Raw genomic sequence first — 23,971 nt, forward strand, 5'->3', positions numbered from 1 at the left:
TTAGCATCAGTAGCAACAATCGGAAGAGTTGCTGCAGTCGGAACCGTAACTAGATTAAGTTCAGTAGGCACAATAGATAGATTAGCATCAGTAGCAACAATTGGAAGAGTTGCTGCAGTCGGCACAGTAACAAAATTAAGCTCAGTCGGGACAATAGATAGATTAGCATCAGTAGCCACAATCGGAAGAGTTGCCGCAGTCGGAACCGTAACTAGATTAAGTTCAGTAGGCACAATAGATAGATTAGCATCAGTAGCCACAATTGGAAGAGTTGCTGCAGTTGGAACAGTAACGAGGTTGAGCTCAGTAGGCACAATAGATAGATTAGCATCAGTAGCCACAATCGGAAGAGTTTCAGGAGTCGGCACCGTAACAAGGTTGAGCTCAGTCGGAACCATAGACAGATTGGCTTCCGTAGCAACAATTGGAAGAGTTGCCGCAGTCGGAACCGTAACTAGATTAAGTTCAGTAGGCACAATAGATAGATTAGCATCAGTAGCAACAATCGGAAGAGTTTCAGGAGTCGGCACAGTAACGAGGTTGAGCTCAGTAGGCACAATAGATAGATTAGCATCAGTAGCAACAATCGGAAGAGTTTCAGGAGTCGGCACAGTAACAAGATTAAGTTCAGTCGGAACCATAGACAGATTGGCTTCCGTAGCGACGATAGGTAAAGTCAGTGCAGTAGGCACTGTAACAAGGCTGAGTACGGTCGGCACAATAACAAGGTTAGAAACAATTGGCACTTTAAGTGCAGTGGGCACTTTAAGCGGAATAACTTCAACAGTATCAGTTGGTTTAGTTGATAGAGCATTTTATGCAACAGTTCAAACTAGAACTTTAACAAGTGCTACCCCAACATGGCTTAATTTGATTGATATATCTGGTTTCTCAGAAATGTCATGGTATTTGTTAAAAGCTCAGGCTTCGGGAAATGTAACTGTTCAACTTGGAGCAACTCCTAGCACGAATACAGCATTATATCCTTTAGTAATGATTAATGAGACTGCTACACTTGTTAATAATACACCTAAAGTTATAACAAGAGATTATTATATGAAATATGTTGCTGTTAGATTGGAAAGTAATGACGCAGCAACAACTAGTCAAGACATTACGGTTGTGTTTAATGCTAGATATTAATGGACAGACATCAATAATTCTATAAGATGTTTAAATTTTATAGGATTAATGCATTACGGCTAAATTATGATACCTCACATAATAATGTGAGGTACCTTTTTAAGCAGTTTTATAAATTTTCTATGTATAGCCTAAGGAGGGTCATATTTCATGAATAATGAAATAAGCTTATGCATGATTGTAAAAAATGAAGAAAAGTATTTATCACAATGTCTTAATAGTGTTAAAGATATAGTAGATGAAATCATTGTAGTTGATACAGGGTCAAGTGATAAAACTATAGATATAGCTAAAAGTTTTGGAGCGAAATTATATTATTTTAAATGGAATAATAATTTTAGTGAAGCAAGAAATGTATCTTTAAAATATGCTACTAAAGATTGGATACTAATAATGGATGCTGACGATGAATTTTGCAGTGAAGATAAGGTGAAATTTAAAGAGCTAGTGCAGCACTTGAATGAAAATGTAATCTACTATTTTGAAACTTTAAATTACTGTGGCAACAGACCTGATACCTCTAATATTAGTGTGAACTTAAATCCTAGACTGTTTAAAAATAACTATGGTTTCCTTTATGAAGGTGAGGTTCATAACCAACTTATAAATAATAGTCATGAGTGCAGAGGAACAAGCTGTCAAATAAGAATATATCACTATGGTTATCTTGAAAGCACTATGAAAGATAAGGATAAAAGACACAGGAATATAACTCTTTTAAAAGATCAAATAAGTAAAAATCCAAATGATGGGTACACTTACTTCAATCTTGGAAACGAGTATTATGCTTTGGGAGATAATGAAAAAGCCTTGGAGTTTTATTCTAAAGCTTATGAAGATTTTAGTTTGAACAAAGGATATTCTTTTGTACTAATAACTAGAATGATTATTGTAAATATAGATCTAAAGAAATACGATGATGCTCTTCAATTAGCAGATAAAGGTATTGAATATTATAGAATGTCTACAGATATATATTATTTAAAAGGAATTATATATGAAATTCAAGGTAAGTATACTATGGCAATAAGAGTTTTTGAAAAATGTATTAAAATAGGAAATCCACCCCCTGAGATTAAATTCATATATGGTACAGAAAGTTTTAAGTCATCTTATGAACTTGCAAATATTTATATGAAGCTTAAGGATTATAAGAGTGCTTTTAAATATTACGAAGATACAATAAGGGCAAAGCGAGATTCTGTAGAGTGTGTTTATAATATTTGCCATATATTAAAAGAAGAAAAAAGACCTATAGAAGAAATTAAAACTATAATTGAAAGACTTTTTTCAGAATATCCTAAAGCATATCAGATTATAGGTGATATATTTTTTAGTGAAGGATATTATGAAGTTGCTCTTGAGTATGAAAGAAAATGTGAAGAAGCAGGAATTGCCAATGAAGATTTAAAGATGTTTAAGTCAAACTGCCTTTTAAGAACTGGAAACTATGATGAATGTATAAAAATGAATAGCATGACAAAAGAAAGTATCTATTATATTAATTTTGTGATAAACAAAGTTACAGCATTTGTTTTAAATGAACAATATGAGGAGGCAGAAAAACTACTAGAAAGTATTAAGGAAGACGAAATAAATAGGGGAAATAAAAAAGAAGTTGAGGTATATGAACAGTTTATAAATTTGTTTGAGGGAAAAAAAATCAAGGTATTATCGGAGGATGAAAAAGAAAAAGGGTATACAAATATAATTTTTAAAATTTGTGATATTTTTCTTATAAATAAAGAATTCGATAAATTTGAACTGTCATTGGAACTTTTAAATTTAATAAGTGACAAAAATGTACTGAATATTTTGGGGGAATTGTATTATAAGCATGGATATATTGAGATGGCAAAAAAGGAGATATTGAGGTCCATAAAACTTTTTGATGTATATGATAATTATGGGTTGGATATATTAAAAGCAATGTGAATAATAATGGGTGAAGGGTTTTAATATGTGAGTAATTAAAATCTTTCACTCAAAATAGTTAATTTGATATATTAGCACTAAATTTTGTATACTATTAATATATAAATATATTGTAGAGAGGAGATGATGTTTTGCAGACAGGTAAATTTAAAAAGGTAGCTGCTAACATTGAAAATCCATTATGGAATAATTATATAAGCAGGAATGAAAATATTTATGAAAGAGAAATTGATATAGAAAGTGACTTTGAAAGGGATTATAGTAAAATTTTACATTGTACGGCATATAGACGGTTAAAGCATAAAACTCAGGTTTTCTTTGCAACAAATCATGATCATATATGCACTAGAATAGAACATGTAAATCATGTTGCAGCTGTAAGCTACAGTATATCAAAATTTATGGGACTTAATACAGAACTTTCTAATGCTATCGCAATTGGGCATGATTTGGGACATGCTCCATTTGGTCATGAGGGTGAGAGAATACTAAGAGAAGTAATAAAAGAAGAAATAAATGGTACATATTGGCATGAAAGAAATAGCCTTAAATTTGTAGATGAACTAGAAACTATAACCGATCAAATGGGAAATGAGAGAAATTTAAATATAACGTATGCAGTGAGAGACGGAATTATAAGTCACTGCGGTGAAGTCAATGAGAGCGCATTGTTTCCAAGACAAGAGTATATTGATTTAAATGAAATATCAAGACCAAATCAGTATTCCCCTTATACCTGGGAAGGGTGTGTTGTAAAAATATCAGATAAAATATCATATTTAGGACGAGATATAGAAGATGCACTTACTCTTAAAATATTATCAATAAAAAAGGTTGAAGAACTAAAAGAGATTATAGGTGAATATTCAAATCTTAATGTAGAAAATATAAATAACACTTTTTTCATGAATAAATTTACTGTAGATTTATGCGAGAATAGTTCCATTGAAGAAGGGCTTAGGTTTTCAGATAGGTGTTTACAGCTTTTAAACTCAATAAAGGAATTTAATTATGAAAATATATATAATCATAAAAGACTAGAACCCTTTAAAAAATATGTAAGACTTATAATTAAATCTATATATAGCACTCTTATTGATTTTTATAATGAAAGGAATATTTTTAAGGAACTTGAATTGGCAAGGAAAGATTATCCAGAGTTAATACATTCCTTTAAGGATTGGCTTATTAAATATTCTTTTGGTGAAGATAATAGATTTAGACCACAAAGTTATAAAAATAAGCCAATATACAACGTCGATACAAAGGAAGGTTACACAAGAGCAGTTGTCTATTACATAACTGGAATGACCGACAATTTCGCCATAAAGATTTTTCAAGAATTAATAAAATTTGAGTAATCATACGCGAGGTTTGGGCTTTAGCCCATTATCCTTCTATAATTACAAAAGAGAATTTTCTTAGGAACAGAGAAGAACAAATAAAAATTGCTAAAGTATAGGCGCGAGGTTTGGGCTTTAGCCCATTATCCTTCTATAACCACAATAAAGCACTCTGTAAATAAATATAGAAAATTTAGAAAAATGAACATATCTATTTTTTGAATATAATAAACTTACTTGCAAAATAATTAAATATAATTACAATTATATTTGCTATTATTTTTGCAATTAAGCTGTGCATTTTAATAATTTGAACACATAGAAACATAGTTCCTAAGTCCATGAAAAGAGATAAAATTCTAAATGTAAAAAAGGATATAGTTTCTTTTAATAAGGTGCTTAGATTTTTACTATAGCTTTTAAAAACAAATAGCTTGTTTGTTATAAATGCAAAAGCTACAGCGAAAACCCATGCGAATATAGAAGCAATCATATAATTAAAATTAAGTATATATGCAAAAAACCAGTAAGATACTAAATTGATTAAAGTAGTGAACCCTCCAAAAATGAGGTAAGATATTTTTTCAATATTGCTTTCGGTTAAATATTTATCCTTAATTTCATACAAAGTTTTCATGTGATACCACCTTAATTTTATTCTAAATAATAATATAACTTTTAAACAAAATGATGTCAAGAAAAATGAGTTCATATAGTAGCAGAAGAGAATAGTGGCATTTTTAAAATATGGCCAAAAACTAAAAAATTCTATTGAAAATGAATTCAACATCTGATATTATATAGATAAGAAATAGAAAAGGTTTTCTAAATATCCCTAAATAACTTTAAAATTTATTTTTTAAAATTATAGAAAAGGATTTCTAAATTAGGAGGAGAATACTATGGCAGAATTAAGATGGAACCCACTATTGGGAGATTGGACAATGGTGGCATCAAATAGACAAAATAGACCACAAATGCCTAAAGACTGGTGTCCATTTTGTCCAGGACCAGGAAAGAAGGTACCAGAACATTATGAGGTTTATGAATATGATAATGATTTTCCAGCATTATCAAAGGAACCACCAGAACCAGATACAGTAGGATCAAATTTCTATAAAACTGAAAAAGCTTATGGAAAATGTGAAGTAATCCTTTATTCACCTGAACATACTAAGACACTCAGCGAATTGCCTTTAGATCATATAAGAAAACTTGTAGATTTATGGAGTGAAAGATATACTGAATTAAGCAAAGATGAAAAAGTTAAATATATTTTTGAATTTGAAAATAGAGGAGAAGAAGTTGGGGTTACAATGCCTCATCCTCATGGACAGATATATGCATATTCTAAAATGCCTCTTAAAATTAAAACTGAGCTTAATTCATGTAAAAAGCATTATGAGGAAAATGACGAATGCTTAATATGTAGAATGAATAAAGAGGAACAAGAGTTTAAGAATAGAATAATAATTGAAAATGAAGATTTTTTAGCTTATTTACCATTCTTTACTGATTATCCCTATGGTATGTTTATAGTTAGCAAAAATCATATAAGCAAAATGGTAGACTTTGATGATAGAGAAAAGAATAATTTTGCTGATATTTTAAAAAAGGTGTCAGGAACTTTTGATTCTTTATTTGATAGAAGATTTCCTTATATGATGTGTATACATCAAGCTCCTGTTAATTCACCTGAGTATGGAAACTATGATGATTATTATCATTTTCATGTTGAATTTTATCCACCATTAAGATCAAAAGAGAAGATTAAATATTATGCATCGTCAGAAATGGGAGCCTGGGCAGCATGTAATCCAAGATCAGTTGAAGAAACTGCAGAAGAGTTAAAGGAAGCTTATAAGAAATATTTAAGTAAAAACGATAAATAATTAAATTAGTCAAAGTTTAGCTTATGCATGTTTCAAAAGGCTGCATTTAACACAGTACAGGACATGCATAAGCTTAAAATTAAATTAATAAAACTATAATGCAACAGAAGTTGGACATTTAAATATATTATTAATAAATTTTTATTAATTTGGAGGTAGCAGTATGGAAGTTTTAAAATTAGAAAAAAAATTCAAAGAAGTATATGGCTGTGACAGTGAATATGTATTTCATTCACCTGGTAGAATTAATCTTATTGGAGAGCATATAGACTACAATGGAGGATTTGTGTTTCCATGTGCTTTAGATTTTGGCACATATGCTATGGTAAAGATTAGAGATGATAATAAAGTTAATTTCGCTTCGACAAACTTTGAGTTAAAGGTTAACTGTGATTTAAACGATTTACACTATGAGAAAAAAGATGATTGGGCAAACTATCCTAAAGGTGTAATTAAGATGATGCAAGATAAAGGATACGGTGTGAAAGGAATGGATATACTTATAAGTGGTAACATACCAAATGGTGCAGGTCTTTCTTCATCAGCATCTCTTGAAGTTTTAGTAGGAGTTATAGTAAATAACTTATTTAACGATGGAAAGATTGATAGAGTAGAAATAGTAAAACTTTCTCAAAAGGCTGAAAACGAATTTATAGGTGTAAATTGTGGAATAATGGATCAATTTGCAGTGGGAATGGGGAAAAAGGACAAGGCAATACTTTTAAACTGTGAAACATGCGAATATGATTATGCGGATGTAAAGCTTTTAGATTATTCTATAGTTATAATGAATACTAACAAGAGAAGAGCTTTAAATGAGTCAAAGTACAATGAGAGAAGAGCAGAGTGTGAGAAAGCGCTTGAAATAATTAGAAAAGTTAAACCTGTGAAAAACTTATGTGAGATTAAGCCAGAGGAATTTGATGAACTTGAAAAACTTTTTACAGATGAAAATGTTAAAAATAGAGCTAAGCATTCAGTATATGAAAATGCAAGAGTTCTTAAAGCATTTGAATGTCTTAATAATGGAGACTTAACGGAGTTTGGAAGGCTCTTAATAGAATCTCATAATTCACTTAAGAATTTATATGAAGTTACAGGAAAAGAACTTGATACAATTGTTGAGGAAGCTCTTTTAGCTGATGGCTGTGATGGAGCTAGAATGACAGGTGCCGGTTTTGGAGGTTGTGCTATAGCTTTAGTCAAGAAGGATAAGATAGATAGTTTTATAGATAAAGTTAAGCCAAATTATACTAAGAGAATAGGATATGAACCGAGCTTTTATTTAAGTGGAATTGGTGAAGGCACACATCAAGTAAAAAGGTAAATTGCAATAAAATCATAAATAAACCATTGAGTTAAAGTAAAATAAAAGAGTGCAAAATTTTAGATTTTTGCACTCTTTTATCTTTTTTAATCTCTAAAGTAACCAGTTATTAAATTCTTTCAGTTTTATTTTTCGCTGTAGCCATGTGGATGACTGCTGTGCCATTTCCAAGCTGTAGCTATTATTGTTTCAAGGGAATTAAATTTAGGCTCCCAACCTAGTTCTTTAATAGCCTTTTCAGAAGAAGCTATTAGAGTAGCAGGATCACCAGCACGCCTTCCAGCAACTTCTGCCTTTATGTTTATTCCAGTAACTTTTCTTGCTACATCTATAACCTCTTTAACAGAAAAGCCTTTGCCATTTCCCAAATTGTATATTTTGCTGTCGCCGCCATTTTGAAGCCTTTGTAAAGCTAATAAATGTGCAGAAGCAAGGTCAGAAACATGTACATAATCTCTTACACACGATCCATCAGCAGTATTATAGTCATCACCAAAAATCATTATCTTTTCTCTTACACCTGAGGCAGCCTGTAATATTATTGGAATAAGATGACTTTCAGGGTTATGATCTTCTCCTATTTTGCCGTTTATGTGAGCACCGCAAGCGTTAAAATATCTTAAAGCTGTATATTTTATTCCATATGCTTTGTCACACCATTTTAATATCTTTTCAACAGCAAGTTTTGATTCACCATATGGATTAGTAGGGAAGGTTTTATCTTCTTCTTGTATAGGTGTATTTTCAGGTTCCCCGTAAGTAGCAGCGGTAGATGAAAATACAATGTATTTTACTCCATGTTTGTTCATTGCTTCTAAAAGCTTTATAACTGAATAAATGTTATTTTCAAAATACTTTAATGGTTTTTCTACACTTTCACCAACAAGAGAATTAGCAGCAAAATCTATTACAGCATCTATTTTATTTTCGGAAAAAACTTTGTCCAAAATTTCAGAATCTCTTAAATCGCCAATATAAAGTTTACCACCAAGTAAAGAGGACTTATGTCCAGTCTGAAGATTATCAAGAACAACAACTTCATGTTTATTTTCTAATAAATGAGCTACCATGTGGCTTCCTATATAACCAGCACCACCACAAACTAATACTTTCATTTTAAAACCTCCTAAATTAAATCATATAAGTGTAATAAAAGTTTTATTTATGTTCATAAATCTCAATTTCTAAGGGATTATGACTCATATATAGACTTAGTTAAAATTGCTCTACTATATTATAACATAATAGGCAATCCCAAATTTAAACATTAATAATTATTTTATTGAAGTTTTTGTTAATAAAATAAGAAATTCAGAAAAGGTTTTCTATTCATAAATATATTTTATCATATGTTTTACTTAAATTAAAGGGAAATCTTCATTATTTTTTGTTTGATGTATTTACAATTATAAAATTAACTAGTAAAATTTAAGAAAAGATTTTCTAGCGTGGGGGTCTACTTATGGCGGTAAATATTAAGGATGTTGCAAAAGAAGCAAATGTTTCAATGAGTACTGTATCTAGAGTTATAAATAATAATTATCCTGTAAAGGATGAAACAAGAAAAAGGGTTGAAGCAGCAATAGAAAAACTGAAATTTAGCCCTAACGTACTTGCTAGAGCGTTAATAAACCAAAATACTAAGACTATAGGAGTTTTAGTTCCAAGAATAGATAATTTGTTTTTTCCAACTGTTATAAAAGCTATAGAAACTTCACTTAAAAATAGTGGATATTCTATTTATCTTTGTGATACGGGAGATAAAGCAAATCAAGAGGTTATGTATATAAATTCACTTATAGCAAGGCAGGTTGATGGCATTATTTCTATTGATCCCAAAACTGAAAATATAAAAAATGGATTTTATGAAAGTGTTGGAAAAAATTTGCCCCTTGTTTGCATAAATGGATATAATAAAGACATAAAATGTAATTTTGTGCTGAATGATCAAGAAAGTGGCACAAAGCAGGCAATTAATTACTTATTAGAGCTTGGACATAAAAATATTATTTTTGTAAAAGGAAGAAAAAGTTATTCTTATGATTTAAAGAAAGAGGTTTATATAGATATTCTTAAAAAACATAAGCTCTTAAAAAATAAGCACATTGTAGATGTAGGCCAAGGAAACAGTTATGAGACTGTGTATGTAACTATGGATATTATGCTTAAGGAGTTAAGAAATATTCCTTTACCTACAGCAGTTTTTGCATGTAATGATCTAATGGCATTAGGAGTTCTTAATGCATGTAAGAGATTAAATTATGATGTTCCAAAAGATGTATCAATAATTGGGTTTGATAATATTGTTATATCAAGCCTTGTAGAACCACAAATAACCACTGTAGATCAAAATATGTATAAGCTCGGAGAAAATGCTGCTAAAATGTTGTTAGATGTAATAAATAATAAAAATCAGCAAACTAGTATTATAACATTAAATACAAAACTTATAATAAGGGATAGCTGCAGAAAGGTTTAAGATTTGATTAAATTATGAGTTTAATGCTTTAATTTAAAGTGATAGAAATTTTTTATACTTCTGATTTCAAATAGAAATGTGTGCCTTATATTGAATAAGTATTATTACTATAGTCAATACTATCTAAATAAATGTTTATACAATATTTAAGGTGGGGTTAATTTGAGATTACCAAAACATATAGGAATAATTCCAGATGGAAATAGAAGATGGGCACAGTCAAAGGGCATACCAAAAGAAATGGGTTATAAAAATGGTATAAATCCGGGATTTTGCCTTTTTAAGCTATGTGAAAAAGTTGGAATAAGTGAAATTACATATTATGGTTTTACAGTAGATAATACAAAAAGACCTAGAGAACAGAGAATTGCGTTTACAAATGCATGCATGAATTCAGTAGATGTTCTTTCAAAAGAAAACGCATCACTTCTTGTGGTAGGAAATAGAGATTCAAAAATGTTTCCAGAAAAATTAAATTATTATACAGAAAGGAAACAGTTTGGGAGTGGTGGAATAAAGGTAAACTTTCTAGTTAATTATAGCTGGCAGTGGGATTTGGGCCAAATAATTAATAGAGAGAACATTGATACAAAAAATATAATGAATAATATAGCATCTAAAAATGTATCTAGAGTAGATTTGATAATTAGATGGGGTGGTAGAAGAAGATTAAGTGGATTTTTACCAGTTCAATCAGCCTATGCGGATTTTTATGTTATAGATGATTATTGGCCAGATTTTAGAGAGGAACATTTTTATGAAGCACTAGAATGGTACGATAAACAAGATATAACATTAGGAGGCTAGATAATCAGTGATAAATCTAGTTCAAATTAAATATTTATTAAAGCAATATGTTATATGAAGTTAAAAAAATGTAACACTATTGATTTACTTATTTACTATATTATAAAAAAATAGTATTATAGTATTGGATTTACCTGTTTTTTATAAAAACAACAAGCTATTTTGTATATTTTTAAGTGAAAAGTAATATAATGTAAAAATAAGTATTTTTAGATATTTAAATGTAGTATGCTAATGGGGGTATAGATACATGGAGTACAGTGGACTAGTACTTGATATTGATAATTTCAAGTTTTTAGATAAAAATAAATTTATAAATAAAATTCAGGTTTTAAAATGCTTAGTTGATAAGGATATACCTGTAGTACTATACACAGATGGTGATCCTAAGCTTGTGGAAAGTGCGATGCGCGATCTTCATATAAAAGAACCTGCTATAGTTATGGAGGGGGCTAAAGTTTATTCGCCGTTTCAGTGTGAATATAGTTTTGACTTTCATTTGTCTATAAAAACCGTTAAGGAGCTTTGTTTGTGGGCTAAAGAAAGGGATATATGCTTTGAACTTATTACGGATAATGGAAAAATAAATTATGAAAAGTGGTCAGTAGAAGTGAAAAGCTTTTTGCTCAATTGCCCAATGATTGATTGTCCTAGTGTTTTAGAAGTTATTATGTATACATCAAATGAGGAAATTAAGAATGAGCTATCAAAGTTTATTTCAAAGCATTATTTGGAGTGCTGTTCACGCATTTGTGAAGATAAAGTGATTTTTATAAATTCAAGGGTTGATAAAGGGATAACTTTAAGATGCCTTGCAAAAAAGAAAAAGTGGAATCTGAAAAATTTTATAGCTATAGGACAATATCCTAAGGATGTTTCTTTGTTTGAAGAAGTTGGTCTTGGAATTTCAGTTGATGAAGAAAATGCAGAAGCTGGAAAAAATATAGAAAAAAGCAACAAGATGGATGTTTTAAATGAATGTATAAGTAATTATTTTTAATTTAGAGAGGCAGAATTTTTGATGAAGAAACTTAAAAAAATAAGTGTTTTGTTTGTTATTATTATTTTTATTGCAGGAGTAATATGCTATAAAAATCCGGATACTAGGGGATACTTTAATAATAAGTTAAATAAATTTGAAGGCAAAACTTTAAATAAGGAGTTTAAAAGCAAAATAAAGTCAGCTAATCTTTCAACAGATTATAAAATTGACCAAGCTATAAGTGATGTAGATAAATTTCACTTAAACACTGTAAATGTACCTGTCATTGTAGATATAAAAAATCTTAAATCAGATACTATGAAGGTAAATGAAGAAAGTGAAGAAAAAGCCATAGAGCTTATAAAGAAATTAAATAAAAAGGGCATAAATGTTATTTTAGAACCATATCCATGGATAGCAAATGGAGTACTTGAGGAAACTAGTTGGAAACCAAAATCAATTAATACTTTTTTTTGGAATTGGAAGAATGATGTATTAAAAAAACTTATTGATGATATAGCAGTTCCGTATCACGTAGATGCTATGAATGTCGCATCTAATTATGTTTATATTGAATATGCTCAAAATTATTGGTGCGATACAATAAATTTTGTTAGAAAATATTATAAAGGATTAGTTACATATAGAACACCATATTGGTACACGGCGTCATGGGATAAAAAAACCCAGGAGAATTACAATAAAAAACTTAATAATAAGTTGTTCTCTAAAGTTGATTTTATATCTATATCAGCTTATTTTGAGCTTACCGATAGGGAAACAAATTCTGTAGAAGAACTTTCAAATGCAATTAATAAAACAGAAATATACTATAGAAATCAAAATGTCAAACAAGAGATAAAAAATTTTCATGATAAGTGGAAAAAGCCAATTTTCTTTGGAGAACTGGGTTTTCCAAGACAAACCGGTGCATCAATTCAACCTTGGAATCCTGCGCCTGTAAAAGTACTAGATGGTAAAAAAATAGTATCAAAGGAAAATGGTCAGGAGCAGGCAAATTGTTTTGAAGCATATAGAATGAATTTTGAATACGAAAAGTGGTTCCTAGGTTTTTCAATATTTGCTGTAGGTGATAAGAGCAGTGATAAAATGTATTATCCAAGTAGTGAAAGTACAAAGGTAATAAACAAATGGTACAATTATAAATAAACAGCTAGAAACTAGAGATTGTAAAATCCAAGTTTATATGAATGAATTTAGTATTAGCAATTTCAATATTTCATGCTGTCTATCTATAAATAAGTTTTCTGTTTTTATTGAATAATCAGTGAATAAATCATTTTTACAGCAACACCTAAAGACATGCATATGAATATAGGTTTTATGAGTTTGCTTCCCTTATTTAGTGCTATTTTAGTTCCTAAGTTAGCACCTAAAATCATTGCAGAAGCTGTTATAAGTCCCAAATAAAAATAAATTTGGCTGTGCAGTGCAAATATTATGAGTGCAGACACGTTACTAGTAAGATTTAAGATTTTTGAATTTCCACTTGCATTTATGTAGTTATAGCCATATATTTTTATCATTCCAAATATGAGAAAGGAACCTGTGCCTGGACCAAAAAAGCCATCGTAAAATCCAAGGCAAAAGGCAAGGAGTATTCCTAGAAATATATTTTTTCTGGTAATACCCTTGAAGTTGTCCTCCATTCCTAACTTTCTTGAAAATAAGCTGTATATTCCAACAAATAATATTAATATAAGTACAATGATTCTGATCAAATTTTCATCTATTTTGAGTACTGTATACACTCCCAGCATAGAGCCTATAAACGAAAAAGGTATAAGGTATTTTAAAAGCTTAAAGTTAACTTTTCCGTTTTTAAAATATTGAAAGCCGCTGACAATCGCACCTGAGGTTGAAGAAAATTTATTTGTACCTAAAGCTATATGCGATGGTATGCCACATAGTATGTAGGAGGGGAGACTTATAAGACCGCCGCCTCCTGCAATGGAGTCCACGGCTGCGGCTGCAAAGCAGGCTAAAAAGAGAAATATGATTATACTTATAGAGAATTTAGTGTGATTTAGGTATATAGCGTTGATGCTGCTTAAATTAAAAATGTAGTTCAAAATTAGCACTTCCTATCTTTTGCATATTATTTTTCAGTTTCAAATTTTTTTATAAGATTGTGGTTTAATATGTCATCTGAATACTGAAGATTTAATAGTGTTTTGTCTTTGAGGTTTTTAAGTTTTTTAGTCTCTGGAACTGCTTTGCCTGTTTTTATATCGTAGTAGGTGTTAGTCCAGGATATATAAAATGTATTTCCATCAGTAAAGGAGCCATTTCTAAACATTACAGTTTCATTTTTCGTATTAAATAAATCATGTCCAAGCAAATATTTTTCAGGTAAACCAAACATATTTGCTATAGTTGGATATATATCAATTTGTCCTGTATAGGAATGATTTGTACCTTTATATTGATCCTTTGGAAAATGCATTAACATTGGTACCTTTTGAAGCTGAAACCAGTCCAGGTCAGTAGGCTTTTTTATTCCTTCAAAATTGTAAAGTTCATTAATTTTATCCTTAGGTATAGCGTAGTGATCTCCATAAAGCATTAGTATTGAATTGTCCAGCATACCGCTCTTTTCAAGCTTATCAAGAAAAATTCCAAGTTGAGCATCTGTGTAATGTATGCCTTTAAGGTAATTGCCAGTAAGGGTACCTTCAAGTGATCCTACATTAAGATCATTACCATAGCCTTTAACATCATCATAAGGATAATGGCTGCTTAGGGTTATTAAAAATGAGTAAAATGGCTGTTTGAACTTTTGCATCTTTGTGAAAGATTGATTTAAAAAAGATTTGTCACTTAAACCGAGCCCAACAGTTTCATTTAAATTATATGATTTTTCTCCCCAAAAGTCATCAAACTTTTCAGCCTTATACATAACATTTCTATTCCAAAAGCCTTCTCTATATCCATGCAGTACAGAAGTATAATAATTTTTATCATTCATTTCTTTTGCAAGGGAACTGTAAGTGTTTCCAGCATACATATAATATACTGCACCAGAAGAAGCGGGGTATAGAGAATTATTTGTCAAAAATTCTGCATCAGAGGTGTTACCAGAGGCAACTTGGTAAAAGAAATTATCGAAATATAGAGATTTTTTAAGCCATCTATTTAAATTTGGAGTTATTTCTTGACCGTTTACTTTAGCATTTATGACAAATTGCTGCAAAGCTTCAACCTGAATCATTATAAGGTTTTTGCCTTTTCCTATACTTTTCATATTAGTTGTAGATGTAGAACTGTTTTTAGTTAAATAGGTTTTTATTTTATTTTCTTTTTCAGGAGATATTTTTTTTAGGCTCATAATTTTGTTTGAAGCAACATTGTATATATCCAGTATGTGAAAGTTAATATCGCCTAAGAACTTTGCTATATATACTCTATTGTACATTGTTGTTATAAGTCTTGGTTGCTCAACAGACATTTTATATATTGATAGTCCATTTAAAACAATTCCTATGATAAAAACAATTATAAAAGAGGCAAGTCTTTTTAAAATGGGTGTTTGGTTTCTATCACATTTTTTATAAAGTATTAGAAGTGGTATGAGGATAAAAACGTCTGCAAGGTATAAAAAATCTTTTGCTTTTATTAAATCTGCCACACTTGATTTTACACCACCTAGCATAACGCCATTTCTAAGTACCCCAACGGAAATTACATCTTTAAAATATCTAAAATAAACGGTATCCGCAATTAGAATTAAGCTTATTACTATGTTTGCTATGTATAAAAATCTGGTTCTTCCTTTGCTTTTGAAAATTAAAGAAATGCCTATTAAACATATAATTGAATATATGATTGGTTTGATTACCAGCTTGTAATCGAAGTATTCAGGTGAAATTGACTTATCACACATGACCAATTTAAAGGTGAGTATTGCTAAAAAAAGAAAAATGTCAATGTAGCTAAGTAAAAGTTTTAGCGGACTTATTTTTAACTTATTTGAATTATTGTTCATTGTTGTGCCTCCAGACCAAAATTTTAATATAAAGTAAATAATTTATTAAGTGTATTTACATATAAAGCATAGTGGTGCATAATAAAACATGTGCTATTTATTAATATTATATTATACATTTAGGAGGAATTAAAATGTCAGATGAAAATAAATATTCAGAGGAACAAGCTCCTGATGAAGTTTTAGAAGAAAATAAATCTGAACAAGAGTCAAAAGAGGAAGCAACAGAAGAAATGTTAGAGGAACTAACCGATGTTACTTCAGAAAAAATTCCATTTCCAAGAGTTATTTATTCAGTATTTGTTGACCAAGTTGTGCTTTTTGCATTATCAGGCATACTTCTTTTAATTACAGGATTTGTACTTAAAAATGTGTTCTATTTTTATATAAAAGATGTTACTGCAATGTATTTCTTGATTTATGCAATATGTAACATATTATATACACTTATAATGCTAGGTTCAAAGAAAAATGCTACTGTTGGGTATATACTAGGTGGATTTAAAATATCAAAATAAAGTTAAATTAGGAGTAAGTATTACATGAAAAAGAATGGAGTATACGATTTTTTAATAGAAGATATAGAATTTCCAGCTGAAGGAATAGCAATGTGCGATGATAAAAAGGTATATATAAAAGGAGCTGTTCCTGGACAAAAAGTAACTGCCAGAATAACAAAAAAGCGTGAAAAGTATGCAAAAGGTAAGCTGCTTCAAGTTGTAGAAAATTTACCAGAAGCAGTACAGCCTGCATGTTCTGATTTTGGAAACTGCGGCGGCTGCATATATCAATTTTTAACTTATGAAGATCAGCTTAAGCTTAAAGAAAAACAGGTTCTTGATCTTTTTAAAAAAGCAGACATAGAAGGCTTTAAATATGAAGGAATACTTGGCAGTCCAGAGGCTTTTGAATACAGAAATAAAATGGAGTACACCTTTGGCGATCTTGAAAAGGATGGTGAACTTACTCTTGGTCTTCACGCAAAAAACAGCAGCTTTTCTATAATAAATACAAGTAGCTGCAAAATTGTCGATGATGACTTTAACACTATTTTGAATGCAGTTGTAACTTATTTCAGAGAAAAAAAGCTTCCATACTATAAAGTTTTAAAACACACTGGTTATCTTAGAAATCTTTTAGTAAGAAAGGCTAAGAACACTGGTGAAATACTAATTGGAATAGTTACAACCTCTCAAATTGATTTTGATTTAGAAGAAATTAATTCTAAACTTCAAGGCATAAACTACAAAGGTACTCTTAAAGGAATACTACATATTGTAAATGATGGTCTTGCAGATATGGTTCGTGCTGATAAGATAAATGTATTATTTGGTAAGGATTACATAATAGAAAATCTTCTTGGCCTTAAGTTTAAGATTTCTCCATTTTCCTTTTTCCAAACAAATTCTAAGGGTGCTGAAAGGCTATACAGCACTGTAATGGAATTTTTGGGCGACGCCTCAAACAAAACTGTCTTTGACCTTTACTGTGGTACTGGAACTATAGGTCAGCTTGCAGCCTCCAGTGCACAAAAGGTAATAGGCATAGAATTAATAGAAGAAGCAGTAGAGGCAGCCAAGGAAAATGCAGCATTTAACAATATTTCAAACTGCACCTTTATAGCAGGCGATGTTGCAAAGGTTATAACAGAGATCAAGGATAAGCCAGATGCTATAATTCTTGATCCTCCAAGACCTGGCGTTCATCCGAGTGCTATGCGATATGTCATAGAATTTAATGCTCCTACTATAGTTTATGTTTCCTGCAACCCAAAAACACTTGTGGATGACCTTGGCGTGCTTCTTGCTAAGGGGTATAGTATGGAGAAGGTTAAAGTGGTGGATATGTTCCCACAAACAGGGCACGTGGAGACGTGCGTACTACTATATAATAAGGAGTATTACGATAAGGAAATTAAGGGGAAGGTTAAGGCTGAAGTGGTAACGGAAGTTTAGAATAGAATTAAATAAAGATTTATGTATAATAAAGAGCATTCAATCAATTTTATTGGTTGAGTGCTTTTTATTATGGATAAATGTTTTTTTAAGTGTTAATTTTGGTTTAAGACTAACTAGATATTTTTGGTATAATAAATTATAGTAAAAGTTTATTTGAAAAAATGTGAGGAGATAATATAATGAACAAAAGTTCAGAATATCAAGAATTAGCTGAAGAGATATATCAAATAAAGTATGGATTATCAAATTATAAAAGAGAAGAAAATATAAAATCTATTAAGGCACAGTTTTATAAAATAGAAAAAGATTTAAAAGATTATTTGCAAATCAATATTAATGGATATGATATTCAACAAAAAGTTAATTTGATAAAGCTGGTTTATGAATTTAATCATTTTTATTATTCCAGAGAAAAGATAATAAAGTTTTTTAGTATAAATTTTGAAAAATTAAAGAGTAATAATGTTGATAGTGTTTTAAGTATGTTTTCTAAATTTAATAAAGGAAAAAGTATAAATAAAAAATACCTAAATGATTTAGAAAGATGTGTACCGATAATAGTAAATACCAAAGAGAGTAGAGAAAATACTATTAAATTAATTGAAAAACAAATTAGTAATGAAGAAAGAAATGTAGTTAAAGTATTGGGCGAAAATACCATTTCTACTGAATTATTATCAGATTTAAAAAAATACTATTTCAGAGTAAATACTTCTAAACAATATTGGGAATACATTGCATACATAAGTGATATGAATATGGGAATGGCTGAGTGTTATTGTGATTTTTTAGGGAAATTAAGATACAAATTAATTGAATGTAATTTAATTGAAAATGAAAAAAAAGAAATATATAATGATTTATTAATGTTCTTAAAAGCTATTAAGGAGCAAACGGTTGAAACTAGGAAAAAAAGTTTATATGAACGAGATTTATTAGCACTATTTTATATTAAGATAAATAAGGCTGATATTGCTAAAACATTAAAATATGTAGAAAAGTTACACAATTTCATAGAAAAACAAATAAGAAATTTTAATTTATATGGGTATAATGAAAGACCTAACTTGAATAATAGAAAAATAACTAATATATGTAGTGATGTGTTGGTTGGGAAGAATAAAATAACAAAATCAGATATACGAATTCTTCAAATGGATAATAAAGAAAAGGTGCCAGTATTATTAAATAGATACGAAAAAAAATTAGCAATGGTAAATAATAAAGTAAAATTCAAAAAAATGGCATTAAGAGAGATTTATATTGATAAAGAGAGCAAGAAAATGAAGGACTTAAAAGATTTTAAAAATAAATACAAACTAAAAAATATAAGTATAAATTCTATAATTAAAAAAATTATGAATGACAATAAAATTTCTTATAGAGAAGAAATATATATAAATACTTTAATGAATAGGGGGATTGCTTTAGAGATAGGAGTTATAGATGATTTGATGAATATTAACAGGATAGATATCATTATAACTGACGTTATATTAGAAATATACTCAATGAATAATATTTTAGAGATACAAAAAAGTATTAAAATATTATTTTTGAAATTAAATAATATTTTAATAGATAGATAAAAACGAAAAAAAGAGGAGCTTTTTTATTGCTTTATAATTAATAATAAAATAAGTTATAATCTAATAAAAGGGGGTGTATTAACGATGAATAGAAAAGATATTATTGAACGGTTATTAGAATTAGGAGAAGATAAGCAAGAATTAAGAAAAATGAAAAAGGATGAACTTGAAGAATTGTTAGAAGAGTATACTGATGAATCAACAATGTACCCTAATGGTAGGGATTATGATGCTGAAGACTATTGATTATTTTTTAGTGCATATAGAAGTCATTTAAATGAAAATTGTCTTAAATAATGGAAATAAAATTAATTATAGGTTGGAGGTAAACTATGGGTAAAGAAAATGAGGTAGTAAAAGTATCAGATCTAAAAGAATTGGCAAGTAAAGATATAAATATTAAAGAATTAACAAGACAGGCATCTGCTGTGGCAGAGCTACTGAATAGATTAAACATAAAGGAAGCTACATTTAGAAATGGTAATTATTATAAAGAAGATTCAGAACAAAGGAAGAGAATGATTGTAACCGAAGGGATAATAGTTGAAGAAAGGGAAAATACTTATAGTATAACAATAGCAAAAGATAATATTGATGAGAACGGAGTGATTGAAGAATTAGAAAAAAATAATACTCAAAAATCGATTGCAGCATTTTTAAATCATACCCAACCATGGGTATCAGAGAAAAAGAACTGCTGTAATGAAGGGCTTGTCAAGTAAATTGTGTAAGTTATTTGAATGGACAAAATATAAAATTATTTTATTCAAAATAAGCATTCAATCTTTTAAAAGTTTGAGTGCTTTTATTATTTCTAAATTTATTTTTTATTTACATTAATTATGGCTTTGGATGTTTCAATGATAAGTTTAAAATCTAATTCATTACAATTCTTGGTTAAATTAGCTAATTCATCTTTTAAGTATTCTTTAGATTTATATATAGAATCTAAAAGTATTAAATCAGGTGTAATCCCAAGTGTATTGCATATTTTTACAAGAGTTGGAAGGCTTAATTTTGTTGTTCCACATTCTATGTGACTCACATGTTCTTTTGACATATCAATCATTTCTGCAAGTTTTTCTTGAGAGATATTTAATTTTAATCTTTCTTCTTTTATCCTAATTCCAATCTTTTTATAATCTAATTCCATAACCAAATCCATCCTTTTATATAAGTTTAGCAATTTCAATAATTTTTAAGAATGAACTGTATAAGCATAATGCTTATGATAGGTTGATTAATAGTAAAAAAAGTAATAAAATTGGAGTTGAACTATGTAGACATGTTGCTTATGAAAGGTGGTAAAATTATTGGAACATCATAATGATTTGACATTTTTTACAAATGAACCAGATAGAAATTTATACGATAGATTTTCAAAAATATTAAAATCAAATACAAAATTTTTTGATGTACTTGTAGGTTATTTCAGAACTAGTGGCTTTTATTTAATGTATCCTGCTATGGAAGACATAGAGAATATAAGAATATTGGTTGGTTTAAATGTAGATGGAAAAACCGTTCAAATAATTCAAAAGTCAAAAGAAGAACAATTATCTTTTGAAATGTCTCATAAAGAAGTAAAGGGCGAATTTAAGGATAATATACAGGGTGAAATGGAAAATTCAGAAGATAGTTTTAAGGTTGAGCAAGGAATTAAAATTTTTATTAAATGGTTACAATCTGGAAAACTTCAAATGAGAATATTTCCTGAAAGTCCTATTCATGCAAAAGTTTATATTATGAGAAAAGATATGAACAAGTGTCCAGATAGCTATGGATCAGTTATAACAGGTTCAAGTAATTTTTCACAGGCAGGTCTTGTGAATAATCTGGAATTTAATGTTGAACTTAAAGACAGCAGGGATGTAGATTTTGCTTTAGAAAAGTTTGAAGAATTATGGAGTAGAAGCATTGATATAACGGAAGAATACATAGAAACAATTAATAAGGATACATGGATTAGAGATGATATAACACCCTATGAATTATTTCTAAAAACTCTTTACGAATATTTTAAGGAAGAAATCAATGAAGATAAAAACGATGTATGGGTTGAAATGCTTCCTGAAAATTTTATGAAACTTCAATATCAAACTGATGCTGTAATACAGGCAAAAAAGACATTAGATTCTTATGATGGAGTGTTTATTTCGGATGTAGTTGGACTTGGAAAAACTTATATTTGTGCAATGCTTATGCAAAGATTAAAGGGAAGGAAACTTGTAATATGTCCACCTGTACTTAAAGATTACTGGGAAAAAACCTTACATCAATTTGAGGTATCAGCTGAAGTTGAATCTCTTGGAAAACTTGATGATATTATTAATGATAATGATATTATGAAAAATACAAGATATGTTTTTATAGATGAAGCACATAGATTTAGAAATGGAAAGACAGAGAGTTTTCAAAAACTTCATGAGATTTGTTACAACAAAAAAGTAGTATTAATTACAGCAACACCCCAGAATAATTTTTCAACAGATATAGCAAATCAAATATATTTATTCCAACCTAAAAACAACAGTACCATAATACCAAATGATAAAAATCTTGAAGCATTTTTTAATAAATTAGATAGCCAACTTAAAAAATTAGAGAGAGGTACAAAAGAATACTCTGATAAATTAAAAGCAAATTCAGAAATAATAAGAGACCAAGTTCTTAGAAATGTAATGATAAGAAGAACACGTAAGGAAATAACAGAATTTTACAAGGATGACCTTGAAAGACAAGGACTTAGATTTCCACAACTTAGTACACCTGAAAAAATAGTTTACATATACAAAGACGAGATTGAAAAGGTATTTAATTATACAATTTCAGTTATTAAAAGTATGAATTATTCAAGATATCAACCACTTACATATCTTAAAAAGATAGATAAGGACATAGCATCTCAAATGGTATCACAAAAAAATATGGGTGGATTTATGAAATCTATTCTTATTAAAAGGCTGGAAAGTAGCTTTGAAGCCTTTAAGAAAACTTTAAATAGATTTATAAAATCGTATGAGCAATTTATAGATATGTGTTCAAAAGGTGATGTTTATATAAGTAAAAAGATAGATGTTTATGACCTTTTAGATAATGGTGATGACGAAAAACTGATGGAGTTTGTTGATGAGGATAGAGTTCAGCACTATAAAACAAATGAATTTCGTGAAGACTTTATTTCAGCATTAAAGCAGGACTTATTATTCTTAAAACTACTTCAAGATCAGTGGGAAGAAATAATTGATGATCCAAAGAAAGAACAATTCTTACTTGAACTTGAAAATAATAAAACGCTTAAGAATAAAAAAATTATTATTTTCACCGAATCTAAAGAAACTGCTGAGTATATAGGATTGTATTTAGAAGAAAAATATCCCGAAAAGGTGCTCGCATTTAGTGGACAAGGTTCAAGACATGAAAGAGATGAAATTGAAGCAAATTTTAATCCTAATTATCAAGGTAAGAAAAAGGATGATATCCAATATTTGATTACAACCGATGTACTTGCAGAAGGAATTAATCTTCATCGTGCAAATATAATTGTGAATTATGATTTGCCTTGGAATCCAACGAAGATAATGCAGAGAGTAGGACGTATAAATCGTGTAGGAACGGAACATGACAGGATTTATGTATTTAACTTTTTCCCAGCAGCTCAGGCGAATGCAGAGCTATCAATGGAAGAAAATATTATTTTAAAAATACAAGCTTTTCATGACACATTAGGAGAAGATTTTAAATACTTGTCAGAAGATGAGGAGGTTTCATCTCACAAATTATATCAAAAATTAAATAGTAATGACATTTTTGATGAGAGTGATGTTTATGGAGAATCTGAACTTGAATATTTAAGTCTCATAAGAAAAATAAGAGATACTGACGAAAAGCTTTTTGAAAAAGTAAAGAAATTACCTAAAAAATCTAAGAGTAGCAGAAGAATTCAAGGTATAAAAAGTAGTGTAACATTATCATTTCTTAGAAAGGGTAGTTTAAAAAAGTTTTATGCAACTGATGGTCAAAAAATAAGAGAATTAACATTTATTGAAGCTATGAAATATCTGAAATGTACTCAGGAAGAAAAAAAGTTAAAAGTTCAAAAAGAATACTTTGAACATTTAAAGCTTAATAAAGAAAAATTTGAAGATATATTTGATGAAGAAATATTTGTAAATACTACAAATGCCACTAAGACGACAGGTAATGATGCAAAAATTATAAAAATATTAAAGGGTATATTTAAAATATGTAAAGCATTTACTGATGAACAGGAAAAGAAAATAAAACAATTGCAAGAACTTTGGGAAGATGGAAATATACCTGCAAGTATAAGCAAAGAAGTTGTAAAAGTAACAAAGAATATGAATGACCCAATAAAGATTTATTACGAAATAGAGAATCTTGTGCCAGAAAATTACTTTGAGAAAAGAGAAAATAAACAAAAGAAAAACATTGAAGGGAATATAAAAGTTATTCTTTCAGAGTATTTACAAAGGGGTGAGGAGTAGGT

The 23,971-nt window shown here is 29.2% G+C and carries 20 protein-coding genes; 15 read left to right on the plus strand and 5 right to left on the minus strand.

Annotated features, from left to right (window positions below):
* The first annotated feature begins 297 nt into the window (after positions 1-297).
* From LQK79_RS11965 to LQK79_RS11975, 3 genes are all read left to right on the plus strand, one after another.
* Positions 298-1,143, plus strand: a complete 846-nt coding sequence (locus LQK79_RS11965; RefSeq protein ID WP_231016710.1) for a hypothetical protein — start codon at positions 298-300, stop codon at positions 1,141-1,143.
* A 150-nt stretch (positions 1,144-1,293) separates the two neighbouring features.
* On the plus strand, positions 1,294-3,078 hold the full coding sequence (locus tag LQK79_RS11970) for a tetratricopeptide repeat-containing glycosyltransferase family 2 protein (RefSeq protein ID WP_231016711.1): 1,785 nt from the start codon (positions 1,294-1,296) through the stop codon (positions 3,076-3,078).
* A 131-nt stretch (positions 3,079-3,209) separates the two neighbouring features.
* Positions 3,210-4,439, plus strand: a complete 1,230-nt coding sequence (locus tag LQK79_RS11975) for a deoxyguanosinetriphosphate triphosphohydrolase family protein (protein ID WP_198149949.1) — start codon at positions 3,210-3,212, stop codon at positions 4,437-4,439.
* A gap of 193 nt (positions 4,440-4,632) precedes the next feature.
* On the opposite strand, the gene LQK79_RS11980 is transcribed toward LQK79_RS11975, so the two are convergent.
* On the minus strand, positions 4,633-5,058 hold the full coding sequence (locus LQK79_RS11980) for a GtrA family protein (protein WP_231016712.1): 426 nt from the start codon (positions 5,056-5,058) through the stop codon (positions 4,633-4,635).
* Positions 5,059-5,323: 265 nt separating this feature from the next.
* Between LQK79_RS11980 and galT the strand changes: the two genes are divergently transcribed.
* Both galT and LQK79_RS11990 read left to right on the plus strand, forming a co-directional pair.
* Positions 5,324-6,313 (plus strand): galactose-1-phosphate uridylyltransferase, encoded by a 990-nt coding sequence (gene galT / locus LQK79_RS11985; RefSeq protein WP_053241540.1) that lies wholly within the window; start codon positions 5,324-5,326, stop codon positions 6,311-6,313.
* Between the two features lie 163 nt (positions 6,314-6,476).
* Positions 6,477-7,640, plus strand: coding sequence for a galactokinase (locus tag LQK79_RS11990; protein WP_231016713.1), 1,164 nt, complete (start codon positions 6,477-6,479; stop codon positions 7,638-7,640).
* A 125-nt stretch (positions 7,641-7,765) separates the two neighbouring features.
* Here the strand turns inward: LQK79_RS11990 and galE are convergent, their stop codons facing one another.
* On the minus strand, positions 7,766-8,755 hold the full coding sequence (gene galE, locus LQK79_RS11995) for a UDP-glucose 4-epimerase GalE (protein WP_053241539.1): 990 nt from the start codon (positions 8,753-8,755) through the stop codon (positions 7,766-7,768).
* Positions 8,756-9,102: 347 nt separating this feature from the next.
* Here galE and LQK79_RS12000 point away from each other — a divergent pair, with 347 nt between their 5' ends.
* From LQK79_RS12000 to LQK79_RS12015, 4 genes are all read left to right on the plus strand, one after another.
* Positions 9,103-10,119, plus strand: a complete 1,017-nt coding sequence (locus LQK79_RS12000) for a LacI family DNA-binding transcriptional regulator (RefSeq protein ID WP_231016714.1) — start codon at positions 9,103-9,105, stop codon at positions 10,117-10,119.
* Positions 10,120-10,281: 162 nt separating this feature from the next.
* Complete coding sequence (uppS, locus tag LQK79_RS12005) at positions 10,282-10,926, plus strand: polyprenyl diphosphate synthase (RefSeq protein WP_231016715.1); 645 nt, start codon at positions 10,282-10,284, stop codon at positions 10,924-10,926.
* A gap of 250 nt (positions 10,927-11,176) precedes the next feature.
* The gene (locus tag LQK79_RS12010) at positions 11,177-11,926 is read left to right on the plus strand and encodes an HAD hydrolase family protein (protein ID WP_231016716.1); all 750 of its coding nucleotides are present in this window, start codon (positions 11,177-11,179) and stop codon (positions 11,924-11,926) included.
* A gap of 21 nt (positions 11,927-11,947) precedes the next feature.
* Positions 11,948-13,078: a glycoside hydrolase family 113 gene (locus LQK79_RS12015; protein WP_053241535.1), complete on the plus strand. Its 1,131-nt coding sequence runs from the start codon at positions 11,948-11,950 to the stop codon at positions 13,076-13,078.
* A 104-nt stretch (positions 13,079-13,182) separates the two neighbouring features.
* Here the strand turns inward: LQK79_RS12015 and LQK79_RS12020 are convergent, their stop codons facing one another.
* Positions 13,183-13,938, minus strand: a complete 756-nt coding sequence (locus LQK79_RS12020; protein ID WP_407928532.1) for a sulfite exporter TauE/SafE family protein — start codon at positions 13,936-13,938, stop codon at positions 13,183-13,185.
* A gap of 89 nt (positions 13,939-14,027) precedes the next feature.
* Complete coding sequence (locus LQK79_RS12025) at positions 14,028-15,914, minus strand: LTA synthase family protein (RefSeq protein WP_231016717.1); 1,887 nt, start codon at positions 15,912-15,914, stop codon at positions 14,028-14,030.
* Positions 15,915-16,048: 134 nt separating this feature from the next.
* Here LQK79_RS12025 and LQK79_RS12030 point away from each other — a divergent pair, with 134 nt between their 5' ends.
* The 5 genes from LQK79_RS12030 (at position 16,049) to LQK79_RS12050 (ending at position 20,183) form a co-directional block, all read left to right on the plus strand.
* On the plus strand, positions 16,049-16,432 hold the full coding sequence (locus tag LQK79_RS12030) for a hypothetical protein (RefSeq protein ID WP_231016718.1): 384 nt from the start codon (positions 16,049-16,051) through the stop codon (positions 16,430-16,432).
* Between the two features lie 24 nt (positions 16,433-16,456).
* Positions 16,457-17,869, plus strand: a complete 1,413-nt coding sequence (gene rlmD / locus LQK79_RS12035; protein ID WP_231016719.1) for a 23S rRNA (uracil(1939)-C(5))-methyltransferase RlmD — start codon at positions 16,457-16,459, stop codon at positions 17,867-17,869.
* 182 nt (positions 17,870-18,051) lie between these two features.
* Positions 18,052-19,461, plus strand: coding sequence for a hypothetical protein (locus LQK79_RS12040; protein ID WP_231016720.1), 1,410 nt, complete (start codon positions 18,052-18,054; stop codon positions 19,459-19,461).
* 84 nt (positions 19,462-19,545) lie between these two features.
* On the plus strand, positions 19,546-19,707 hold the full coding sequence (locus LQK79_RS12045) for a hypothetical protein (RefSeq protein ID WP_231016721.1): 162 nt from the start codon (positions 19,546-19,548) through the stop codon (positions 19,705-19,707).
* Positions 19,708-19,793: 86 nt separating this feature from the next.
* Entirely contained in the window at positions 19,794-20,183 is a 390-nt protein-coding gene (locus LQK79_RS12050; RefSeq protein WP_231016722.1) for a hypothetical protein, read from the plus strand.
* Positions 20,184-20,281: 98 nt separating this feature from the next.
* Here the strand turns inward: LQK79_RS12050 and LQK79_RS12055 are convergent, their stop codons facing one another.
* Positions 20,282-20,614, minus strand: coding sequence for a helix-turn-helix domain-containing protein (locus tag LQK79_RS12055; protein WP_231016723.1), 333 nt, complete (start codon positions 20,612-20,614; stop codon positions 20,282-20,284).
* A gap of 160 nt (positions 20,615-20,774) precedes the next feature.
* Here LQK79_RS12055 and LQK79_RS12060 point away from each other — a divergent pair, with 160 nt between their 5' ends.
* Positions 20,775-23,969 carry a helicase-related protein gene (locus LQK79_RS12060; protein WP_231016724.1) on the plus strand — a complete coding sequence of 1,065 codons (3,195 nt, stop codon included), beginning with the start codon at positions 20,775-20,777 and terminating at the stop codon, positions 23,967-23,969.
* Positions 23,970-23,971 lie beyond the last annotated feature (2 nt).

Source organism: Clostridium guangxiense (genome assembly GCF_021043395.1).
GTDB classification, from domain to species: domain Bacteria; phylum Bacillota; class Clostridia; order Clostridiales; family Clostridiaceae; genus Clostridium_S; species Clostridium_S guangxiense.

Coding starts and splice junctions, on each gene's coding strand:
- LQK79_RS12015 (WP_053241535.1), top strand. CDS start 11,948: ATGAAGAAACTTAAAAAAATAAGTGTTTTGTTTGTTATTATTATTTTT.
- LQK79_RS12025 (WP_231016717.1), bottom strand. CDS start 15,914: ATGAACAATAATTCAAATAAGTTAAAAATAAGTCCGCTAAAACTTTTA.
- LQK79_RS12010 (WP_231016716.1), top strand. CDS start 11,177: ATGGAGTACAGTGGACTAGTACTTGATATTGATAATTTCAAGTTTTTA.
- galT (WP_053241540.1), top strand. CDS start 5,324: ATGGCAGAATTAAGATGGAACCCACTATTGGGAGATTGGACAATGGTG.
- LQK79_RS11990 (WP_231016713.1), top strand. CDS start 6,477: ATGGAAGTTTTAAAATTAGAAAAAAAATTCAAAGAAGTATATGGCTGT.
- LQK79_RS11980 (WP_231016712.1), bottom strand. CDS start 5,058: ATGAAAACTTTGTATGAAATTAAGGATAAATATTTAACCGAAAGCAAT.
- LQK79_RS12050 (WP_231016722.1), top strand. CDS start 19,794: ATGGGTAAAGAAAATGAGGTAGTAAAAGTATCAGATCTAAAAGAATTG.
- LQK79_RS11970 (WP_231016711.1), top strand. CDS start 1,294: ATGAATAATGAAATAAGCTTATGCATGATTGTAAAAAATGAAGAAAAG.
- LQK79_RS12040 (WP_231016720.1), top strand. CDS start 18,052: ATGAACAAAAGTTCAGAATATCAAGAATTAGCTGAAGAGATATATCAA.
- galE (WP_053241539.1), bottom strand. CDS start 8,755: ATGAAAGTATTAGTTTGTGGTGGTGCTGGTTATATAGGAAGCCACATG.
- LQK79_RS12000 (WP_231016714.1), top strand. CDS start 9,103: ATGGCGGTAAATATTAAGGATGTTGCAAAAGAAGCAAATGTTTCAATG.
- LQK79_RS12045 (WP_231016721.1), top strand. CDS start 19,546: ATGAATAGAAAAGATATTATTGAACGGTTATTAGAATTAGGAGAAGAT.
- LQK79_RS12030 (WP_231016718.1), top strand. CDS start 16,049: ATGTCAGATGAAAATAAATATTCAGAGGAACAAGCTCCTGATGAAGTT.
- LQK79_RS12055 (WP_231016723.1), bottom strand. CDS start 20,614: ATGGAATTAGATTATAAAAAGATTGGAATTAGGATAAAAGAAGAAAGA.
- rlmD (WP_231016719.1), top strand. CDS start 16,457: ATGAAAAAGAATGGAGTATACGATTTTTTAATAGAAGATATAGAATTT.